The organism is Nodularia harveyana UHCC-0300 (assembly GCF_034931085.1).
Lineage (GTDB): Bacteria > Cyanobacteriota > Cyanobacteriia > Cyanobacteriales > Nostocaceae > Nodularia > Nodularia harveyana.
In genome coordinates this window covers 1-19803 of the sequence record NZ_JAYGHG010000052.1, presented here as the reverse complement: position 1 = coordinate 19803, position 19803 = coordinate 1, and the positions used below count along the sequence as shown (strand labels likewise).

Annotated in this window: 14 protein-coding genes; 5 read left to right on the top strand and 9 right to left on the bottom strand. The window is 41.7% G+C overall.

Annotated elements, in window-relative coordinates:
- Positions 1–123 precede the first annotated feature (123 nt).
- Positions 124–2760: an EAL domain-containing protein gene (locus tag VB620_RS20275; RefSeq protein ID WP_323197961.1), complete on the bottom strand. Its 2637-nt coding sequence runs from the start codon at positions 2758–2760 to the stop codon at positions 124–126.
- 471 nt (positions 2761–3231) lie between these two features.
- Here VB620_RS20275 and VB620_RS20270 point away from each other — a divergent pair, with 471 nt between their 5' ends.
- The gene (locus VB620_RS20270) at positions 3232–5757 is read left to right on the top strand and encodes a cyclic nucleotide-binding domain-containing protein (protein WP_323197962.1); all 2526 of its coding nucleotides are present in this window, start codon (positions 3232–3234) and stop codon (positions 5755–5757) included.
- Positions 5758–6121: 364 nt separating this feature from the next.
- Here VB620_RS20270 and VB620_RS20265 read toward each other — a convergent pair whose 3' ends face one another.
- Both VB620_RS20265 and rsmH read right to left on the bottom strand, forming a co-directional pair.
- Positions 6122–6301 (bottom strand): high light inducible protein, encoded by a 180-nt coding sequence (locus tag VB620_RS20265; protein WP_323197960.1) that lies wholly within the window; start codon positions 6299–6301, stop codon positions 6122–6124.
- A gap of 131 nt (positions 6302–6432) precedes the next feature.
- A complete protein-coding gene (rsmH, locus tag VB620_RS20260) occupies positions 6433–7329 on the bottom strand; it encodes a 16S rRNA (cytosine(1402)-N(4))-methyltransferase RsmH (protein ID WP_323197959.1) in 897 nt (298 codons plus the stop codon).
- A gap of 220 nt (positions 7330–7549) precedes the next feature.
- On the opposite strand from rsmH, the gene VB620_RS20255 reads away from it, so the two are divergent.
- The gene (locus VB620_RS20255; protein ID WP_323197958.1) at positions 7550–8734 is read left to right on the top strand and encodes an NAD(P)H-quinone oxidoreductase subunit H; all 1185 of its coding nucleotides are present in this window, start codon (positions 7550–7552) and stop codon (positions 8732–8734) included.
- A gap of 135 nt (positions 8735–8869) precedes the next feature.
- On the opposite strand, the gene VB620_RS20250 is transcribed toward VB620_RS20255, so the two are convergent.
- The gene (locus VB620_RS20250; protein WP_323197957.1) at positions 8870–9118 is read right to left on the bottom strand and encodes a hypothetical protein; all 249 of its coding nucleotides are present in this window, start codon (positions 9116–9118) and stop codon (positions 8870–8872) included.
- A gap of 2 nt (positions 9119–9120) precedes the next feature.
- Here VB620_RS20250 and VB620_RS20245 point away from each other — a divergent pair, with 2 nt between their 5' ends.
- Together VB620_RS20245 and VB620_RS20240 are read left to right on the top strand one after the other, a co-directional pair.
- Complete coding sequence (locus VB620_RS20245) at positions 9121–10674, top strand: YcjF family protein (RefSeq protein WP_323197956.1); 1554 nt, start codon at positions 9121–9123, stop codon at positions 10672–10674.
- Positions 10675–10773: 99 nt separating this feature from the next.
- Positions 10774–12477 carry a serine/threonine-protein kinase gene (locus VB620_RS20240; RefSeq protein ID WP_323197955.1) on the top strand — a complete coding sequence of 568 codons (1704 nt, stop codon included), beginning with the start codon at positions 10774–10776 and terminating at the stop codon, positions 12475–12477.
- 245 nt (positions 12478–12722) lie between these two features.
- Here VB620_RS20240 and VB620_RS20235 read toward each other — a convergent pair whose 3' ends face one another.
- The 4 genes from VB620_RS20235 to VB620_RS20220 form a co-directional block, all read right to left on the bottom strand.
- Positions 12723–14864: a tetratricopeptide repeat protein gene (locus VB620_RS20235; RefSeq protein WP_323197954.1), complete on the bottom strand. Its 2142-nt coding sequence runs from the start codon at positions 14862–14864 to the stop codon at positions 12723–12725.
- Between the two features lie 157 nt (positions 14865–15021).
- Positions 15022–15627, bottom strand: coding sequence for a TetR/AcrR family transcriptional regulator (locus VB620_RS20230; RefSeq protein WP_323197953.1), 606 nt, complete (start codon positions 15625–15627; stop codon positions 15022–15024).
- A gap of 104 nt (positions 15628–15731) precedes the next feature.
- The gene (locus VB620_RS20225; RefSeq protein ID WP_323197952.1) at positions 15732–16223 is read right to left on the bottom strand and encodes a GNAT family N-acetyltransferase; all 492 of its coding nucleotides are present in this window, start codon (positions 16221–16223) and stop codon (positions 15732–15734) included.
- A gap of 51 nt (positions 16224–16274) precedes the next feature.
- The gene (locus VB620_RS20220; RefSeq protein ID WP_323197951.1) at positions 16275–17198 is read right to left on the bottom strand and encodes a hypothetical protein; all 924 of its coding nucleotides are present in this window, start codon (positions 17196–17198) and stop codon (positions 16275–16277) included.
- Positions 17199–17496: 298 nt separating this feature from the next.
- On the opposite strand from VB620_RS20220, the gene hisC reads away from it, so the two are divergent.
- The gene (gene hisC, locus VB620_RS20215; protein ID WP_323197950.1) at positions 17497–18549 is read left to right on the top strand and encodes a histidinol-phosphate transaminase; all 1053 of its coding nucleotides are present in this window, start codon (positions 17497–17499) and stop codon (positions 18547–18549) included.
- Here hisC and VB620_RS20210 read toward each other — a convergent pair whose 3' ends face one another.
- Complete coding sequence (locus VB620_RS20210) at positions 18550–19638, bottom strand: glycosyl transferase (protein WP_323197949.1); 1089 nt, start codon at positions 19636–19638, stop codon at positions 18550–18552.
- Between the last annotated feature and the right edge of the window lie 165 nt (positions 19639–19803).

The window sequence follows — 19803 nt, the reverse complement described above, 5'->3', positions numbered from 1 at the left end:
TAGTTTGGAATAATCCAACTGGTGAGGGCATTTTCCAGTAGGAGAGGAAAAGTTAGACGGGCTTGAGTCCGCATTTTCCGCCAGTATCCTAGAATCCCTGTCCCTTCTGGGGCTGGGAGTATGTCAAAGATTCTTCTGTTCAAGTTGCAAAATTTCTGTAGCCTTAGTTGCTGAAAGCGCCTTATGGAAAAGAAAACCCTGGACATCCTCACAGTTTATCAATGCCAAGAAATCCAGTTCCTCTTGTTTCTCTACACCTTCGGCGGTTAATCTCAATCCCAAACTCTGCCCCAAATTAACGATCGCCTGAACAATATGAGTAACTTTTATATCTTTTGTCAACTCCTGGATAAAAGATTTATCAATTTTTAAATTGTGAAATGGTAATGTTTGTAAGCGGGAGAGGGAAGAATGACCAGTACCAAAGTCATCAATGGAAAGATTAACCCCCATCTCTGCTAAATTTTGCAACACAGTTTTACTAAACTCTAAATCTTCAATAGCTGTAGTTTCTGTAATTTCTAAATCTAAAAATTGCGCTGCTAAACCTGTCTGCTCTAGAATACTAGCTACCATATTCACTAATTGCGGTTGGTGAAACTGTTTCGGAGATAAATTTACAGAGATTGTCACGGGAGAGAATCCCGCTTGCTGCCAAACTTGATTCTGAAGACAGGCTGTGCGTAATACCCATTCACCAATAGGGATAATTAACCCACTTTCCTCAGCTATTGGAATGAAAACATTGGGTGCTATGAGTCCCATTTCTGGATGCTCCCAACGCAATAACGCCTCCATACCAGTAACTTTCCTAGTAATAATATTAATTTTTGGCTGATAATATACCTTTAATTCTTTCCTTTCTAGGGCATAGCGTAAGCTCTTCTCGAAAGTCAAAATCTCAGGAGTTTTGGTATTTAAGGTGTTGGTGTAGAACTGGTAATTATTTCTACCCTTATCCTTGGCATAATATAAAGCAGTATCGGCGTGCTGAATTAAAGTTTCGGCATCAGCACTGTGTTTATTTAGTAGGGCAATACCGATACTCGCACTGATATGAAGTTCATGTTCATGCAGATAAAATACATTCTCTAAGGAGACTAAAATTCTCTCTGCGACTTGGGAAACCTCTTCCAGATAATTTACTTGGGGTAGTAAGATTGTAAATTCATCACCTCCCCAACGAGCGATCGTATCCCCACTTCTGAGGGAATCTTTGAATCTTTGAGCTACTTCTTGTAACAATCGGTCTCCCACTGTGTGACCCAGTGTGTCATTGATAACTTTGAAACGATCTAAATCCACAAACATTACAGCTAAACTTTCACCACTACGCAGCGCATTGGGTAAGGCCTTCTCTAGCACCTCATTAAATAACAGCCGATTGGGTAATCCAGTTAAGAGATCGTGAAGAGCCTGAAACCGGATTTTCTCTTCCACTTGCTGACGCTGCCAAACAGCAGTAATACTAGCTGCCATTGTCAACAATGTAGATTCTTCATGTTTTGACCACAGGCGCTCTGTTGAACAATCTGCCAAGCCTAGAAAACCAGAAAATTGTTCCTCTAGCCGCAGGGGTAATAACAGCAAAGATTTGATGCCTTCTTTGGTGAGTAATTCTTGCTCGCCTGGTGGAAATTCTCTGGTTATTCCTTTAATAGGTTGTCCACTAGAGAGAAGATCATACCAACGTTTTAATTCAGGAGATTGATAAGTCCGATTCTGCCAGTTTTGAAGGGATGACCCGGTGTTAATGTTTGTCCATTCACACTCCAGACTAACTAGCGTTTCTGCTGTAACTGAATGAATATGGTTGGTAAAAAGATAGACCCGATCTACTCTAGCAGCTTCCCCTAGCACAGCTAAGGCTTTGTCAATGGCGATTTCATAGTTCATTTCCACCAGTAAGTTATTAGCTGCTTCAGCAACTGCCTGTAGTAGGCGATCGCGTTGCTGAAGCTCGAATTCAGCTTGTTTTTGCGCTGTAATATCCCTAGCAATAAAGGTTCTAATTAAATAACTCTCTGGGAGAAAATGTACTGATTGTTCAAAAAATTTTTCACCAACTTGGATCTCCCGCAGAAAAGGATTTTCCTGATGATTAAGAACTAAAGTCATTAAGTCTCTCAGGACAGGATGGTTTTTGCCTATTCTTTTGAGTTCGGGAAATTCCACGTAGGCTGCTGGATTGAGATAAGTTACTTTCCCCTTTAAATCCATCTCAATAATGGGGTTAGGGATCAATTCCGGGAAAGAAGCTAGTCGAGCTAAGGCTGTATCATTAATTCTTTCGTCATCAGGATCAATTAATAAAGTTTGAAGATGACTAACAGAGTTCCCTTGTTCTTCCAGTAAATGAGATAGGTCTGTAGCCTGACAAGAAGCTAAAAATTCTTGATCTGAAAGGTTAGAAACTGCATAATATTGAGCTTGGGCTTGAAAATCTCCAAATACAACGGTGTCCCCATGCTTGAGGTGATGTGAGAAGCATTTATTCCCATTGATTAATAAACCATTACTACTACCCCTGCCGGAAAAATTACCATCTATAATCCGAAAACTATATTGGTCAGTTTCTGGAATAGTTACCCGCAATAAAATTGCATGTTGCCTGGATACGGAAGGTGAATTGAGGACAATAGAGTTTTTACGATGTCTTCCCAGTGAATAAGTAGTCTCCTGAAGCGGGATAGTCTGCTTCTTTTCCAAGTCTTGGACCACCAACAGGTGGCGTATTCGTTCCCGTTCATTTACTGGCATTGCTTATCCTTCAATTTTCATAGCTACGAATTCTGGCTGGAAAAACATTGGTCAATTAATCTGATTTTCAAGCTCTATTTTCTAGAATATCTTTAGTATTTGTGAGCAGGTAATACCAATTCCTCATCTATAGCTGGGGACTCGGTTAAGACCCTCTTGGTGTCTTGGTTTTATTATCAGTTTATGTTCTAACCTCCTTGGCTGTTTCTATATATACTTAATCTAAAATAACTTAGACACAACTATGATCAGTCAATACAGATAAAAAAACCATCTCATTGATTGATTTCCACCCACCATTCGTTGTAAACGCTTAGTATGCTGATACTAAATGCATTTTTGGAGGGAGATTAACTAATGTGAGTGAAACACACCGCAGGTAGAATAATAAAACCTCATAAAAATAAAGGCATTTACAAATCCTGATCAACGATCATCCCTTTATCAAGGAACCCGCAGGGAGAATATATGATGACATCTCCAGAAACGGTTATATGGCTACAAGAACGCACTCCTCTAGGAATTCTCTCACCTCCGGTACTAGATGCGATCGCGCAAGTGATTTCGGTCAAAGTTTTTCCACCTAAAAGTAATTTAATTACTGAAGGTACTTCCCCAGAAACGCTTTATATTCTCCAACAAGGGCAACTGGAAAGCAACACTACTAATAAAGATAACTCAGCATTAGCCTGTGGCTTTCTTCCTGGGGCGATTATTCTACTCAAAGAATTGCTGTTAGATCAGTTAACTCCTAGTACAATTACCACTGTCACGGAATGCCACCTGTGGGTGATATCTGCTGCTCAATTTCAGTCATTAGTTGCCCAATACCCCGAAATTGCTCAGGTTTTTTCCCGTTTACTAGCTCAAGAATTAGCAGAGGTAACATCTGCACTGGGCTATGAACAGGAACGTGCTGTAGCGTTACGTCCATATTTGGTTACCAAAGCCCAACGCGGAATTGTCGGTACAAGTCGCTATGCGGTGCGTCTGCGAGAGCAAATTAGAGCAGCTGCAACTAACAGCCAGTCTGTAGAAATTTTTGGGGAACCAGGTCTAGAAAAAGATAATATCGCCGCCCTAATTCACTACGGTTCACCCAAAAGACAAGAACCGATAATTAAGGTCAACTGTGGGATTCTCCAAACTAGTGGTATGGATTTATTCGGCCGCGCTGGTGGTAAGCCAGGACTCTTAGAATGGGTAGGGAAAGGAACTATTGTTTTTAACAATATTCAAGAATTACCGCCTGTATTATTACCCCCTGTAACCCAGTTGCTAGAAACAGGTAAATATACTCCTCTAACTCGTTCGGGAGAACCACCTGCTGAACCTCGTTCTTGTCAAGCCCGCGTGATCATTGTTTCCGAAAAAACTCAATCGGATATTGAACGGTGCGTTGGTAATATCATTAAAGTTCCACCTCTACGGGTACGGAAAACAGATATTCAAGCCCAAGTAGAATATTACACTAGCCTTTATATTCGGGGGAAGGGTCTTACTAAACCGCATATTACCCCCGAAGCTGTGCGCCGCTTACAATCTTACGATTTCCCCGGTAATCTCAAGGAGTTAAAAAATATTGTAGAACGGGCTATTGTACAGGTAGGAGATGGACGAGAGTTAACAGAAGAAATATTTTGGTCAGCCCAAACCCAGAAAAAGCAATTACGTTTCAATCTTTTGAATGCTTATCCTGGGTTACGGAAATTTCTGCGGAGTCCTTGGTGGCCAGACCGGATTAATTATGGTGTGACTGTGGTGGGGTTTGCGGCGATGATCGCCATTTTATTCATTGGACCGCAAACACGCGATCGCAATTTTGGTTTAAATTTATTTTGGGCTTGGTGGTGGCCTTTCTTTCTGCTTCTCTTTCCCTTCTTAGGTCGGATCTGGTGTTCTGTCTGTCCGTTTATGATCTATGGGGAAATTACGCAAAAACTTTCCCTATGGCTGTTTCCTCGAAAACTCAAAGGCTGGCCGAGACAACAAGCCGAAAAATGGGGCGGATGGTTTTTATTTGCACTCTTTACCCTGATTTTCCTCTGGGAAGAACTCTGGGATTTACAAAATACTGCTTACCTTTCCGCTTGTTTACTACTGTTAATTACGGCTGGGGCGATGATTTTCTCAGCTATTTTTGAGCGGCGGTTTTGGTGTCGCTATCTTTGTCCCATTGGGGGGATGAACGGTTTATTTGCCAAACTCTCAATGACCGAACTCCGGGCGCAGCAAGGTATCTGTTCGGCTTCCTGCACTACCTATCAGTGTTACAAAGGTGGTCCCGAAAAGGGCGAAGGTCTGGAAACTAATGGCTGTCCCTTATATTCTCACCCGGCGCAGTTGCAAGATAATAAAGACTGTGTATTATGTATGACTTGTCTGAAAGCTTGTCCCCATCGTTCCGTTGAGTTTAATTTACGTCCCCCAGCCATTGAATTATGGACAACTCATACACCCCATAGCTATGAAGTGGCGTTATTATTTTTGCTACTGGGTGGAGTGTATTTACATCGCTTACCAGAGTTACAAGCTTGGTTAGATTTACCTCTGGATTTAAGTTTGTTTTGGCAGCATTTGGGATTTTCTCTACTGACTTTAATCATCCCCACGGCTGTAATTTTTGCAGCTTATGGCTTAATGCAGTTAACTAAGTTTGGGCGCAAACCACGACCATTTCTAGAACTTACCTATGGTTACTTACCATTGGTACTGGGGGGTAACTTAGCTCATTATCTGCGTTTGGGTTTGGGTGAAGGTGGACGAATTTTACCAGTATTTTTGGCTACTTTTGGTTTAAATGGGGAACAGTTACCAATTTTGGTTGCTCATCCGGCTGTGATTGGCTTTTTGCAAGGTGCGACTCTGATTTTCTCAGTATTATGCACGATGATTTTAACTCAAAAAATTGCCCGTCAACCTGTGCGATCGCTCCTTTGGCAACATTTAGCAGCTATCGGTTTAGGGATTAGTATGTGGGCAATTATTGTCTCTTGATTCCCAAAGTACTAACACCGATTTCATATAAATAGGACTTACGCAAGAACTCTCTGAAACCCTCTTTACTTCTCCCAAGGGGAGACGCTGCGCTAACGTGTCCTTTGTGTCCTTCTCCCAGGGGGAGACGCTACGCGAACGTGGTTCGTTTTTTCATAATTTTGCGTAAGTCCTGATAAAGATGCATAAAAATAATTTCTCCCTAACCCTTCCCGCAAGGGAGGAGGGAAGGAGATTTTTCTAGTGTAGGGGAGGTAAAAATAATATGCAGCCTCACAAATCATTGGTATAACACCAAAAAAGGTTAACACCTGTTAACCTTCTGTGGCTCAATCATATTAGGGTCGGGACGGAAACTTAAATATTAGAGAATACCCCAGAAGTGAAGGAAACCTTGACCAGAAAAAACTTCGATTAAAGCTGCTGCAACAAAACCAATCATTGCTAGACGACCGTTCCAGTTTTCGGTTTGGGTGGTGAATCCCCAATTCCAAGCGTTGCGGTTTTCTGTTGCTGTTGTGGTGGTTGCGGTTGTGCTTTTCATGCTTAACACTCTAGGTAGGAATTAGTACGGGTTTTTCTTTCCCCTGTTAAGCAATGTAACAGACATTTTAAAAAATGTAACGGAAAATTGCCAAAGTCTTTTAAATAGTATCCATAGGAATCCTCCCTAATCTATGAGTCGATGGTGATTTTTTCGGCTATCCTCAACTTGGCGGAGCGCGATCGCGGATTCCCTGCTAATTCTTCCTCTTGAGCAGTTATTGGCTTTTTTGTCAAGACCTTTACTAAAGGAGAATTACGTAAACCATGTTTTACTGGGCGGTCTTCCAGGCTGTGAAAACTGATAATGGCAATGCGTCCACCAGGAAGCAGAGCGTTAGGGGCTTGATCTAAAAAAGTTTCCAAAGCCTTTAACTCATCATTGACCACAATTCGCAAAGCTTGAAACACCCGCGTAGCTGGATGAATCCGACCATAACGATATTGACGGGGGACAGCATAGGCGATCGCCTCAGCCAATTCCGTAGTACTTTCAAAAGGTCGTCTTTCCACAATTCGTCGTGCAATCCGCCGCGATAGTCTTTCCTCACCATATTTAAAGAAAATATCCGCTAACTCCCTCTCATCCCACTCATTAATCACATCAGCAGCAGTTAAAGACTGGCGCTGATCCATACGCATATCCAAATTCGCAGCATGACGAAAGCTAAAACCCCGTTCTGGCTGGTCTAAATGGTAAGAACTCACACCTAAATCAGCTAAAATACCATCGAAAGTGTTAGGAGTATATTTATAAGCCGAAAAATTGCTAGAAATAAACTCCACCCGCTCACCAAACTCAGCTAAATGCTTTTGCGCCGCCACTAAAGCATCCTCATCCTGGTCAATAGCCGTGAGCCGCACATCCTTTGCAGCCTCTAAAATCAGGCGACTATGACCACCACCACCCACCGTTGCATCCAAATAATGACCGCCGGGGCGTATCGCCAACCCTGCAACCACCTCCTGGCTTAAAACTGGCACATGAAGAAATTCAGCGCCTACAATTCCCTCAATCTCAAGCTCCATATAATAGTTGAAGAAGTGAAACAAAATAAAACAGCAAGTAAAATCTCTTTGCTGCCACTCCTCTCCAACATACTCCTGTACGGGCAATAGATGTAGACGCTGCTCAAGCGACTAATCAAAAATATTTCCCCTACCTGATTTTGGCAGACAGGATTAATCGAGTCTGGTGGGCATTATGCAGTTCAACTTGAAATTTTCATAACGGGAGAACAAGGAACCTATGGCAAAACTAGAAACCCGCACCGAACCAATGGTGCTGAATATGGGGCCACACCACCCCTCAATGCACGGGGTTTTGCGGTTAATTGTCACATTGGATGGCGAAGATGTCGTTGATTGTGAACCGGTAATTGGCTATCTGCACCGGGGAATGGAAAAAATTGCCGAAAACCGGACTACTGTAATGTACGTCCCCTATGTGAGTCGGTGGGACTACGCAGCCGGGATGTTTAACGAAGCAGTCACCGTTAACGCCCCGGAACAGCTAGCAGGTATCACCGTTCCCAAACGCGCCAGCTACATTCGCGTCATCATGCTGGAACTCAACCGCATTGCTAACCACTTACTCTGGTTTGGCCCCTTTCTCGCCGACGTAGGCGCACAAACTCCCTTCTTCTACCAATTCCGAGAACGGGAAATGATTTATGACCTGTGGGAAGCAGCCACCGGATACCGCATGGTAAATCATAACTACTTCCGAGTTGGTGGCGTAGCAGTAGACTTACCCTATGGCTGGGTAGATAAATGCTTAGATTTCTGTGATTACTTCCTACCCAAAGTTGACGAGTACGAACGTTTGGTAACTAATAACCCCATCTTTCGCCGTCGGATTGAAGGTATTGGGACTATCACCCGCGAACAAGCCATCAACTGGGGATTATCTGGCCCCATGTTACGCGGTTCCGGCGTGAAATGGGACTTGCGGAAAGTTGACCACTACGAATGTTACGACGATTTCGACTGGGATGTGCAGTGGGAAACCGCCGGCGATTGTTTAGCCCGTTATATGGTGCGGATGCGGGAAATGCGCGAATCTGTCAAAATTATTCGCCAAGCCATTCAAGGACTACCTGGAGGCCCCTACGAAAACCTCGAAGCCAAGCGAATGGCGGCGGGTAAAAAATCCGAGTGGGATGCCTTTGATTACCAATACATCGGCAAAAAAGTTGCCCCCACCTTTAAAATGCCCAAAGGTGAAATCTATTCTCGTGTAGAAAGCGGCAAAGGTGAACTAGGAATTTACCTCGTTGGTGATGATAATGGCTTCCCTTGGCGTTGGAAAATTCGCGCTGCTGATTTCAACAACCTGCAAATTGTCCCCGAACTCTTACGAGGGATGAAGGTTGCAGATATTGTCGTCATTCTCGGTAGTGTTGACGTGATCATGGGATCTGTAGACAGATAGCAGAAGAGGCAGGGGGGCAGGGTGCAGGGGAGAAGAGGAAAAATTTCTAATTCACTCCCTTTCCCTGCTTTTTATCCCTCTTTAGAGACTTCCCAATTAAAAATACATCCCATAACCTTATTACTTACGCATAATCTACGTTTTCTTGGCGTTCTTGGCGGTATGCGCTTCGCGCACGCTACGCGAACGATAAATCAAGATTTTTGGCAATTGTTGCATAAGTCCTGAACCTAAACAAAATATTCCTCTGACTTCTTGATTTCTCTGTGTCCTCTGCGCCTCTGCGGTTCGTTTAATCTTAATTCCTAAAAAATCCCGAATACTCCAGAAAACACTAATATGAGAAACATTAGCCCATTCAAATCGAGTAACTAATTGTGCCATCCATGCCTCTGTCGCGCCTAGTTACACTAATTGTTGGTTTAATCGTCATTTTAGGATTAAGCCTCTGGCTGATTGACTCCCTGTCTCGGCTGTACTGGCAGTTGTCTTATTCTCCACTGCTGGGCAATTTGCTGTTGCTGTTGCTGGTTTTATTAATTGGGGGCTTGGTTGTAGCTTTTGTTTATTATGTATTGATTTTACAAGGTGGGGAAAAGAGATCCGGTCGCCAACGCCGACGAGTTACAGCCGCAGAAATTCCCGCCGCTAAGTCTGATGCAGCTTCTACAACTCTCAAGGCTGTGAAGCAACAGGTAGCGCAAATTCAAGATGAAGTCACGCGACAGGCTTTATTAAGTAAATCGCGGGAAATTGAAGTAAATCTGGCACGGGGTGAAATTCAAGTAGTGGTATTTGGGACGGGAAGTGCAGGAAAAACTTCTCTGGTGAATGCCATTATGGGGCGGATGGTGGGTGAGGTAAATTCCCCAATGGGAACTACCCAGGCGGGGGAAACCTATTGTTTGCGGTTGAAGGGGTTGGAACGGAAAATTTTAATTACGGATACGCCGGGGATTTTAGAGGCTGGGGTGGAAGGAACGGAACGGGAACAATTAGCGCGAGAATTGGCAACTTCCGCCGATTTATTGTTGTTTGTGGTGGATAATGATTTGCGCCGTTCGGAATATGAACCGTTACGCAGTTTGGCGGAAATTGGTAAGCGATCGCTCTTAATTCTCAATAAAACTGATTTATACACAGATGTCGATCAAGAATCAATTATTGCCCGCTTACGTCAACGGGTAGGGGGATTTATTGCTGCTAATGATGTGGTGGCGATCGCCGCAAATCCCCAATCTGCACAACTAGAAACAGGGGAAACCTTCCACCCAGAACCCGATATCATCCCTTTACTACGGCGCATGGCGGCAATTTTACGGGCTGAGGGTGAGGATTTGGTAGCAGATAATATTCTTCTCCAATCCCTACGCTTAGGAGAAGAAGCCCGCAATTTGATTGATGTGCAACGTCGCCGTCAAGCCGATAAAATCGTGGATCGCTTTCAGTGGATTGGGGCTGGTGTCGTATCAGTCACCCCCCTCCCAGTTGTAGACCTACTCGCAACCGCAGCTGTCAATGCTCAAATGGTAGTGGAAATTGGCAGAGTTTACGGTTGTGAACTGAACATGGAACGAGGTAAAGAATTAGCTCTTTCCTTAGCTAAAACCATCGCTAGTTTAGGAATAGTTAAAGGCGCAATTCAATTAATATCTACAGCCTTGCAATTTCATGTTGCTACTTTTGTAATTGGAAGGGCAATTCAAGGTGTAACAGCAGCATATTTAACGCGCATTGCAGGTAAAAGTTTTATCGAATATTTTCGCCATGACCAAGACTGGGGTGATGGTGGAATGACTGAAGTAGTTAAAGAACAATTTAAGTTAAATCGCCGAGATGAATTTATTCAGACTTTTATTCAAGAGGCGATCGCCCGCGTCGTCAAGCCATTAACAAATAACGCCGAAGTTACCGAAGCAGATCAAGAACCCAAAAGTTAGTTTCAGTCATTGACACTACAGCAATTTATTTTCCAGCCTTCCGGAACACACTGGTAATTTACAGAAATCTATTATGAGGACTTCTTAAGTAACCAGCTTATGAACTATCACATGATCGGTAAAGTACTACAAGGACATTATGAAATCGTCCAAAGTCTAGGTGAAGGTGTATTCGGAGAGAAATACATCGCTGTAGACCGGAATCACCCAGACAAAACCAAATGTGTGATTAAAAACCTGGATACTAGCAATCTTTCCCCCAGCGAATTAGACAGCTTAAGATTATCCTTTCTGACAGAAACAGTAACTCTTGATCTTCTCGGAAGTCATGATCAAATCCCCCAATTAATCACCTGTTTTGAAGAAAATGAGCAATTCTATCTAGTACAAGAGTTGATCGAAGGACACTCCTTAACTACAGAATTACCCGTTAACCAATATTGGGGATGTATTTGGAATGAAACTGAAGTCGTAGAATTATTAGAAGATATCTTAAATATTGTCAAATTTATTCACTCTCAAGGTGTTATCCATTGTGATATTAAACCAGAAAACTTGATCAGACATACTCTGACTGGTAAGTTTGTTTTAACTGACTTTAGTTTTATACAGACTATTGATCAAGATCAATATGAGGAATTACCTATTGATCGCATTCCCATAAATTCACTAGGATACATAGCACCAGAACAATTTATTGGACAAACACAGCTGAACAGTGATATTTATGCTGTGGGTATGATTGGCATTAAGGCTTTAACAGGAATAGAACCACTGCAATTAAAAGTAGATCCTCAAACTCGTGAGGTTATTTGGCGTACTCAGGATATATCAGTTGATGATTATTTAGCTGCTGTTCTCAGTCAAATGATTCGCTATGATTACCAAGCGCGGTTTGAGTCTGCTGATGAAGTATTGTACGTACTTCAGCAAATGGTGCGGGAAAGTAAAATACAACCCAGCGTTAAAAGTAATTCCATAGGAAAACAATTCAAATCTGGACAATTATCCCCATTAATGACAGGAATGAAAGTCGGTTTAGCGGCTAATTCTTTATTAATGGGATTAGGAATATATTCCGTCACGAATAATTCTCCCGCTTATTCAGAAACTGAAACTTTATATAAAGCTACAGAAGAATATCAAACCGGAGATTTAGAAAAAGCTCTGGCTTTGGTTAAATCAATTCCTGCTTATAGTAATGTTTATCCAGAAGCTCAAGCCATCATCGAAGAATGGGAACAACAATGGCAAATGGCAGCTGAACAATACAAAATCGCTGAACAAGCTTTAAATGAGCGTAGATGGTCAGATGTTTTGGATGTTGCACCGAAATTACCAGATATTTTATATTGGCAATCCAAACTAGATCAACTCGTACAGGAAGCACAAGTTAACATCGACACAGAAACACAAAATTTATTATCACAAGCTTACGAAAAAGCCATAGCTAGAGAATTTTCCACTGCTATCGAATATCTCAGTCAAATTCCCCCAGAAAGTTCTGCGGGTGCTTTAGTTCAAGAAAAACTGGCTGAGTACAATGAAAAGCGGCAAATTAGAGCGGCTTATTTCCTATATAATGCTCAAATGAAAGCATCAATTGGTGACTTTCATAGTGCTGTGAAATTTCTGCGTAAAATTCCGAAAAATACTCCCGTTTACGCTCATGCTCAGGTGAAACTCAATGAATATACTAAAAAACAACAACTGCAAAGTCAAAGTATGGCTTTAAATTTGCCAAGTAATACAACTGGGAATTTTCATCCAGAAAATCATCTGCAAGAGGTGAATATTCGCTAGAATGAATTTTAGAGGCGTTTTATGTAATATCATGAAGTTGAAGCTGCATAGAATAATTGAACGCAGATGAACGCGGATGGACGCAGATGAAGATGGATGAATTAATGGATTATATGATTCTGTGCAGCTTTAGATATAACTAGGACTTACGCATAATCTACGTTTTCTTGGCGTTCTTGGCGGCTTGGCGGTTAGATAAATCAATATTTTTGGCAATTGTTGCGTAAGTCCTAATAACGTCTCTATTAGTTTTCTGACTTGGGGATGGTTGGGACTATTATAAACTGTGATTCTTCTGGTGGTAACTGGCTTTGGGCTTCGTTACGAGCTTTAATTGCTTCTCGATAATTCGGCTTATATTTTATAGCCTGATCATAAAATGTAATGGCTTCTTCAAATTTTTGCAAATTAAATAAAGCATTTCCTTTGCTATACCAACTTTCGGAGTGATTGGGTTGATAACGAATCGCTTTATTGTAAGATTTAATGGCTTCTGGATATTTCTGTAAAATATATTGAGAATTTCCTAAGTTATACCAAATCTGATAATCATTTCCTTTGATAGCTGCGGCTTTATTATAAGATTGTACTGCTTCTTCATAACGCTGGCTTTGGTGCAATGCCCAACCACGGCTGTACCATGCTTGATAATCCTTATTATTACGTTTAATTGCTTGATCATAAGATTCAATGGCTTGGGGATAGCGGCGTAAAATAATTAGAATATTACTTCTGGAAAACCAAGCTGGGTAAAAATCTGGTCTGTATTGTACTGCTTTATCATAGGCTTTTAAAGCCTGATCAAACCGATTTAAATTGAATAAAGAATTGCCGAGACTATACCAAGCCTGTCCATAATCTGGCTTAAAGTCAATAGCTTTATCATAGGCTGTAACTGCCTCATCATATTGCTTTAAGCTGTGGAATGCTAGCCCCTGTTTATACCAGGCTTCGTAATAATTTGGTTTAATTTCTAGCGCTTTTTCATAAGCTTGAATAGCGTTATTATATTGCTGTAAAGTGCTAAATATTTCTCCTTTAGCGTACCAGACTTCTGGAGAATTATTATCTAATTGTAATGCTTGATCAAAAGATGCGATCGCCTCTGGATAGCGCTGTAAATTTCGCAATACAAAACCTCGTCCAGTCCATGCTTCTACATAATCTGGTTGAATTTGAATAGCTTCATCATAAGCGGCTAGTGCTTCCTCGTACTTTTTCAACTCAGTTAATGTTTTACCTTGACCACTCCATCCCACAACGAAATCTGGACTAATACTCACTGACTCCTGATAAGCGGCTAGGGCATCTTGATAGCGCTGTAATGCCAACAGTGTGCTGGCTTTTTCAGATAATGCAATGGCGTTATTAGAATTAATAGTATTAACAATAAATATAGATGATATCCCGGTTACTGCGATCGCCAAAACTGCCGATGATGCTTTAATCAGTATCTGTTTCTTATATTTAGGAAATTTTATATGTTTAAATAGAGGATCTGGTGGAAGTGATAAACCCGAATTTGGCGTTACAGGGGGACTCAACACTATAGTTCCAGATGATGGTGGCATTAATTCTTGCAGTTTCTCCAATGCCACAGTTGCCGAAACATAGCGCTGGCGGAAATCATAACACACCATTTTATTAATAAATTCAGCAAATTCTGAAGCAACAGTGGTGTAATGTTCCCAACTAATTTCATTGCTATCAATATCTATTTCTAACTGGTTTGGTGATAACCCGGTGAGGGCTTGAATGGCGATTATACCCACCGCATAGATATCACTGCTAAATTTTGGTGTTCCTTGGGCTTGTTCGCTGGGTAAATATCCAGGAGTACCGATAGCAACGGTTGATTTAGTTTGACGTTCAGTATTAATTACCTGAGTGGCGATTTGCTTCACTGCACCAAAGTCAATCAAAATTAATTTACCATCTTCCTCCCTTCTCAATAAATTTTGCGGGTTCACATCACGGTGAATCACCTTTTGTTCGTGGACAAATTCTAAAATTGACAAAATTTCTTGAATTAGAGAAGTAACCTCAGCTTGACTGAATATTTTTCCTGGCGTTAACTCTTGGCTGAGGTCATGACCGGGGATAAATTCCTGTACTAAATAAAATTCGGCATTTTCTTCAAAGTACGCCAAAAGTTGGGGAATGCGATCGTGTATACCCAGCTTATACAAAACTTGCGCTTCAGTATCAAATAAACGCCTAGCGATCTCTAAGTTTACTGGGTCAGTGGCTTGGGGTTTGAGTTTCTTGACTACACACTGAGGTAAACCAGGCAGGTGAGTATCACAAGCCACAAAGGTTTCACCAAATCCCCCACCACTCAAGTGGCTAATAATTTGGTATCTTCCCACAAGTATGTTTCCCAGCATCTCATTTGCCTATTGGAGTACGTTGTGACCTGATTCCAATCTTGCCACAAATTAATTAAAACAGGGAGATGGTGCGGAATGAGGTAGATATCACTGACGCTAAATTCGTGTTCTTTGTGTCCTAACCACCTTGGCGGTTGCTATACATAATTACGCATCATATATTTACCGCAATACCACGCACAAAAATATCTACAGAAGTCTGAATATAATTTTGGGAACTGTAGCGAGTTTGGTGATATTTTGCAGTCCGACATAACATCCCAGCTAATAGCATCCCCGTAAACATATCAACTGCTGGCGCAGGGTCAAAGTCTCCTCTCACCGTCCCTCGTTGCTGACTAGATTCCAGGTAAGCAACCAACTTTTCACCCAAAGGCTTCGCAGCATCTTGAATTACCTGTCTAGCTGCTTCCGGATGACGTTTAGCTTCTCCAATAAAAGTGCGAATCAAATCTTCGTGTGCTTCCAGCATGGAGTTGTAAAGCAGGGCATACTTATTTAAATCCACATCAAGATTGTGTGTCCAAGCATCCGGGTGAGCGAGGGCTTCTGTTTGGAGAGCAAAGGCATTTTCAATTACAGCTCTTAGCAGTTGTTCTTTGCTAGCAAAGTGGCGAAATAAGGTCACCTCATTTACCCCAGCCACACGAGCTATTTCACGAGTAGTTGCGCCTTGAACACCTAAACTGGCAAATACCTGTGAGGCTGCTTCGATTAAACGTCTATGGGTAAGAGAAGATGAGCGGATAGTTCTAGTCATTTTGCTGGCAAACACAAGCATGAGTCTGAGACAATTTGTAAATAAAATTGCCAAGTTAGTTCAATAATTTTATACAGTTTTAATAAACTCAAAGTATAACTTGATCAAGCAGTAGTTAACATTTTAGTCATTTTAGTCACTGGAACAACTATCCCAGTTCTTAATTGATGAGGCGCTCTTTTAAGAGCCTTAAATCCCAGTTTACTATAAAATCCTTCAGCATAAAGACTGGCAGTTGTAATCACTTCCTTTATACCTTGTGCTGCTGCTTCTTGGCAAAAATGTGTAACTAAAGTTCGTCCAATGCCTTGACCTTGATAATAAGGATGTACATATAGTGTAATTAGTTCATCAACCATGAAACTAGTAAAACCTGTGACCTGATTATTCTTCAAAGCTACCCAAAAAATTTCGGCTTGCATATTACGCAAAATATATTTACTATTAGGCTTATTGAGATAATTACGCCAAGCTAATAGTTGTTTCCGGGTGTAAAAAGTTGTTGGCAAAGCTTTGATAGCAGCAACATGAATTGCACTTATCACCCACGCATCACTAGTTTCAGCAAGTCGCAGAAATATTTGGTGATCACTCATATTTTTCTAGTGAGCAATTATTAGCCCCAGGCTAAAGCCTGTGGGCTGATACTATTTGTCTTGTTCTTTCTCTGGCTCTTCTGGCTCTGGGGAGCGCTTTTTGATCACTGGTTTAGGTAAATTACTAATAGGCTTGGGCTTATCCTTTTGCGATGGTTGGGGGAGGGTAGCTTTGTTCTTTTTAGATTCTTGTAGTGCTGTGGCTTTATCCTTTTTGGATGCTTTGAGAAATCTCGGTGCAGTTTCTTGAGGAGGAGCTAATAGTGCTACAAAACCGAAGACATTACGCCCAGGTAAAAATTTGGCTTTGAGGGAGACAAATACTGGATGTCCTTGGTCTTCTTTTTCTGCTTTGGGGTTAAATCTAAAGGGTCTGACTGGCGAATCTTTCCAGAACAAAGGTAGATGGCTGGCCTTCATAAATTTCACTTTTCTCGTTGGCTCGGCTTGTTTAATATATTCAAGTCTTTCACGAGTAAAGTTGCGGAAAACTGAAATGCAAGGAGTTTGACAAACGGGAATAAATTGCCATAATCCAGAAAATTTAAACTCGTTGTCTTCTAACTCTGCTGAAACTGTCTGTTGTTCTCTTCCTCTATCAAAGCCTACTAGCTGAAAGGTCATGGTATGGGGTTGATCTTTACGGGGAAAATGAACGGCTTTAGGATAAACAACTAGTCTAAAAGTACGGTTTCCAGTTGTTTCTATTTCTTTGCTGAGAGCGTCAAATACTTTGCGTTTTTGGGGAATGTAGAAGAGTGGGTATTCAAAAGTACCAATGGTAACTGTGTTTTTACCATCTGTGTTTAGGTTGACATCCCCAACAATTACCCCAATAGCTTGAAATATTGCGCCAGATTCTTCAATCACTTCCTGAGTATCAGTCTCATCAGTTACTGTTTCAGGTTCCGTTGGGGTTTGAAGTTGGGTTTCAGCCTCATTTAACTCATTGGGGTTAGGTTCAGTAGATGACATAGTTGTTAGTTTTTTGGTTCGAGCAATAATTTTTGGAAATACAGGTGGCATTTGACAGGCTGAAAACATCCCATAAGTACACACCAAACAATTTTACATACAAGTTGCTAAACTACCTTTGGTAGGCAGTGAGCAATGGGAGGAATTCAGCGCCAGCAAAAGCTAGCTTATGCTAACACCAACTAACTACCTTTAAGCTAATGCGCTCTCCCTATGAGGATTATAGGTAGTTGACATCCTTTCACGGCTAAAGCCGACGGGAATTTTTCAGTAGATATTTTAAGAACTAGTATGCCCCATGACCAACTATTTTCGCTCTAATATCGATGCAATGGCTAGTTATGTCCCCGGTGAACAGCCGCCACGAGGAACAAATATCATTAAACTTAACAGTAATGAAAATCCTTATCCTCCCTCGCCTGCGGTGCTAGCTGTGCTGAAGAATATTGAGGGGGAATGGTTGCGACGCTATCCAGAACCGTTGGGGGGAGAGTTTCGCCGAGCTGCAAGTCAAGTCTTGGGTGTTCCTAGTGATTGGATAATTGTTGGTAATGGTAGTGATGAAGTTTTGAATTTGGTGATGCGGGCTTGCACTGAACCAGGAAGAAAGGTGGTTTACCCGATACCTACTTATGTATTGTATGTGACTTTGAGCCAAATGCAGGGGGCTGAAGTGGTGGAGGTTCCTTATGGTGAAAATTATCAGTTACCTCTGGAAGCACTGGTTGCGGCTAATGGTGCTGTGACATTTATCGCTTCGCCTAATAGTCCTTCGGGTCATATTGTCCCAATTGCGGATTTGCGAGAACTAGCAAGCCGTTTATCTGGGGTTTTAGTGATTGATGAGGCTTATGTGGATTTTGCGGCGGAGAATGCTTTGGATTTGGTGAAGGAATATGAGAATGTCATTGTGATTCGCACACTTTCTAAGGGTTATTCTTTGGCTGGTTTACGGCTGGGTTTTGGTGTGGCAAATCCACGGTTGCTGCATGGGTTGTTTAAGGTGAAGGATAGTTATAATATTGATGCGATCGCCTGTGCTTTAGGAACAGCTGCAATTATTGATCAAGAGTATAAAAATGCTTGTGCGGCTAAGGTGAAAGCATCCCGGACTCAGTTGGCGCAGGATTTAAAAAGTTTAGGTTTCCATGTTTGGGATTCTCATACTAATTTTTTGTTGGTACAGCCTCCCCAAAATAATGCTGAATATCTCTATCAACAGTTGAAAGCCCGAAATATTTTAATCCGCTATTTTCCACAGCCAGGACTGGATGATAAGTTACGCATTAGTGTAGGCACAGATGCACAAAATCAAGTGTTAATCGAAACATTGACTCAAATTTGTGCGTAGTTAGGATTTCAGTCTGGTAAAATACTCAATGACAGCTTGAGCGATCGCCTCATTCCCATTTTTATCTAAAGCTTGAGATTGCTGTGCTGCTTGGGGCGCTTGATGCAGAAAATCCCAATTACCTGTAAAAAATTCTTCTGGCGTAAGCATTTGATGCTGATTGTAATTAACCATACCGGATAACAAAAACTTAGCTTCCGCAAAGTCATCTCGCGGAATCGTCACTATCGGTAAATCCAGCTTGGCTGCTTCCGAAAAAGTGCTGTAACCAGGTTTAGAAACCACACGCCCACAAATCGGCATAAAATCCACCGGGCGGTATTTTTTGTCACTAATTTTGCAAACATTCGGTAAATCAGGGGCAGACTGATCAAAAATAATAAATTGCCAATCGGGGAAATTTCGTAAATTATCGTAGGGGATTTTTTGTAAACCCAAACCGCCAAAGGTGAGCAAAATCGTTTTTTCTCTGGGTGCAGTAATTCCCCAATTCTTCCGCAGTTCCTCATTGCTGTAACGGGGAGAACCACCAGTCAAGCCCACATCTGTAATATTACTGAACGCTGACATGGGTTCGTGAAAAGGTAAGCGAAACAGGTGTTCACATTGGGAATAACATTCACTAATCCAATCAGCAATGGGAATAAATTCGTCTCCCCAATCTCGGTAGATTAAGTCCCAGCCAAAATTACTCATCATCCAACAGGGAATCTTGGTGGCTTTAGCAAATAAAGGTGCTAAAAAGGGAATATCTGCCAGGATTAAATTTACCCGATTTTGACGGATAAAATTGACTTCTGAGGCGATTAAAGAATTTTGTTTTTTTTGAATATTCTGCAACTTGGCTAAGGTCGCTTGTTTATCCATTGTCAAGCTATCTGACTGCACAACTCCTAAATCAAAAGCGCGGGGACGATGAATAAAGTCGCCTTCTATGTAGCACTCTAACAACCACCGGGGGGCAGTTGTCACCATAATCAGCAAAACCTCTGGACATAATTTTTGAATTGTTGCTGCTACCGAAGCTGTGCGAGTCGCATGACCAAAGCCGTGGTTAGTAATAGCTACGTATAAAATAGGACGCTGCATTTGGGGTGTGGGGAGTGTGGGAGGTGTGGGGAGTGTGGGAGGTGTGGGGAGTGTGGGAGGTGTGGGGAGTGTGGGGAGTATTTTAGATTGCAGTCTAATCCAAAATCTAAAATCTAAAATCTAAAATTGATTGACTAATGACTAATTTTGCTGCACCTACCATTC

What these genes read in the sequence shown, in the direction of transcription:
- hisC (WP_323197950.1), top strand. Translation starts at nt 17,497, where the DNA reads ATGACCAACTATTTTCGCTCTAATATCGATGCAATGGCTAGTTATGTC.
- rsmH (WP_323197959.1), bottom strand. Translation starts at nt 7,329, where the DNA reads ATGGAGCTTGAGATTGAGGGAATTGTAGGCGCTGAATTTCTTCATGTG.
- VB620_RS20235 (WP_323197954.1), bottom strand. Translation starts at nt 14,864, where the DNA reads ATGCTGGGAAACATACTTGTGGGAAGATACCAAATTATTAGCCACTTG.
- VB620_RS20240 (WP_323197955.1), top strand. Translation starts at nt 10,774, where the DNA reads ATGAACTATCACATGATCGGTAAAGTACTACAAGGACATTATGAAATC.
- VB620_RS20230 (WP_323197953.1), bottom strand. Translation starts at nt 15,627, where the DNA reads ATGACTAGAACTATCCGCTCATCTTCTCTTACCCATAGACGTTTAATC.
- VB620_RS20225 (WP_323197952.1), bottom strand. Translation starts at nt 16,223, where the DNA reads ATGAGTGATCACCAAATATTTCTGCGACTTGCTGAAACTAGTGATGCG.
- VB620_RS20270 (WP_323197962.1), top strand. Translation starts at nt 3,232, where the DNA reads ATGACATCTCCAGAAACGGTTATATGGCTACAAGAACGCACTCCTCTA.
- VB620_RS20255 (WP_323197958.1), top strand. Translation starts at nt 7,550, where the DNA reads ATGGCAAAACTAGAAACCCGCACCGAACCAATGGTGCTGAATATGGGG.
- VB620_RS20275 (WP_323197961.1), bottom strand. Translation starts at nt 2,760, where the DNA reads ATGCCAGTAAATGAACGGGAACGAATACGCCACCTGTTGGTGGTCCAA.
- VB620_RS20245 (WP_323197956.1), top strand. Translation starts at nt 9,121, where the DNA reads ATGCCTCTGTCGCGCCTAGTTACACTAATTGTTGGTTTAATCGTCATT.
- VB620_RS20210 (WP_323197949.1), bottom strand. Translation starts at nt 19,638, where the DNA reads ATGCAGCGTCCTATTTTATACGTAGCTATTACTAACCACGGCTTTGGT.
- VB620_RS20250 (WP_323197957.1), bottom strand. Translation starts at nt 9,118, where the DNA reads ATGGCACAATTAGTTACTCGATTTGAATGGGCTAATGTTTCTCATATT.
- VB620_RS20265 (WP_323197960.1), bottom strand. Translation starts at nt 6,301, where the DNA reads ATGAAAAGCACAACCGCAACCACCACAACAGCAACAGAAAACCGCAAC.
- VB620_RS20220 (WP_323197951.1), bottom strand. Translation starts at nt 17,198, where the DNA reads ATGTCATCTACTGAACCTAACCCCAATGAGTTAAATGAGGCTGAAACC.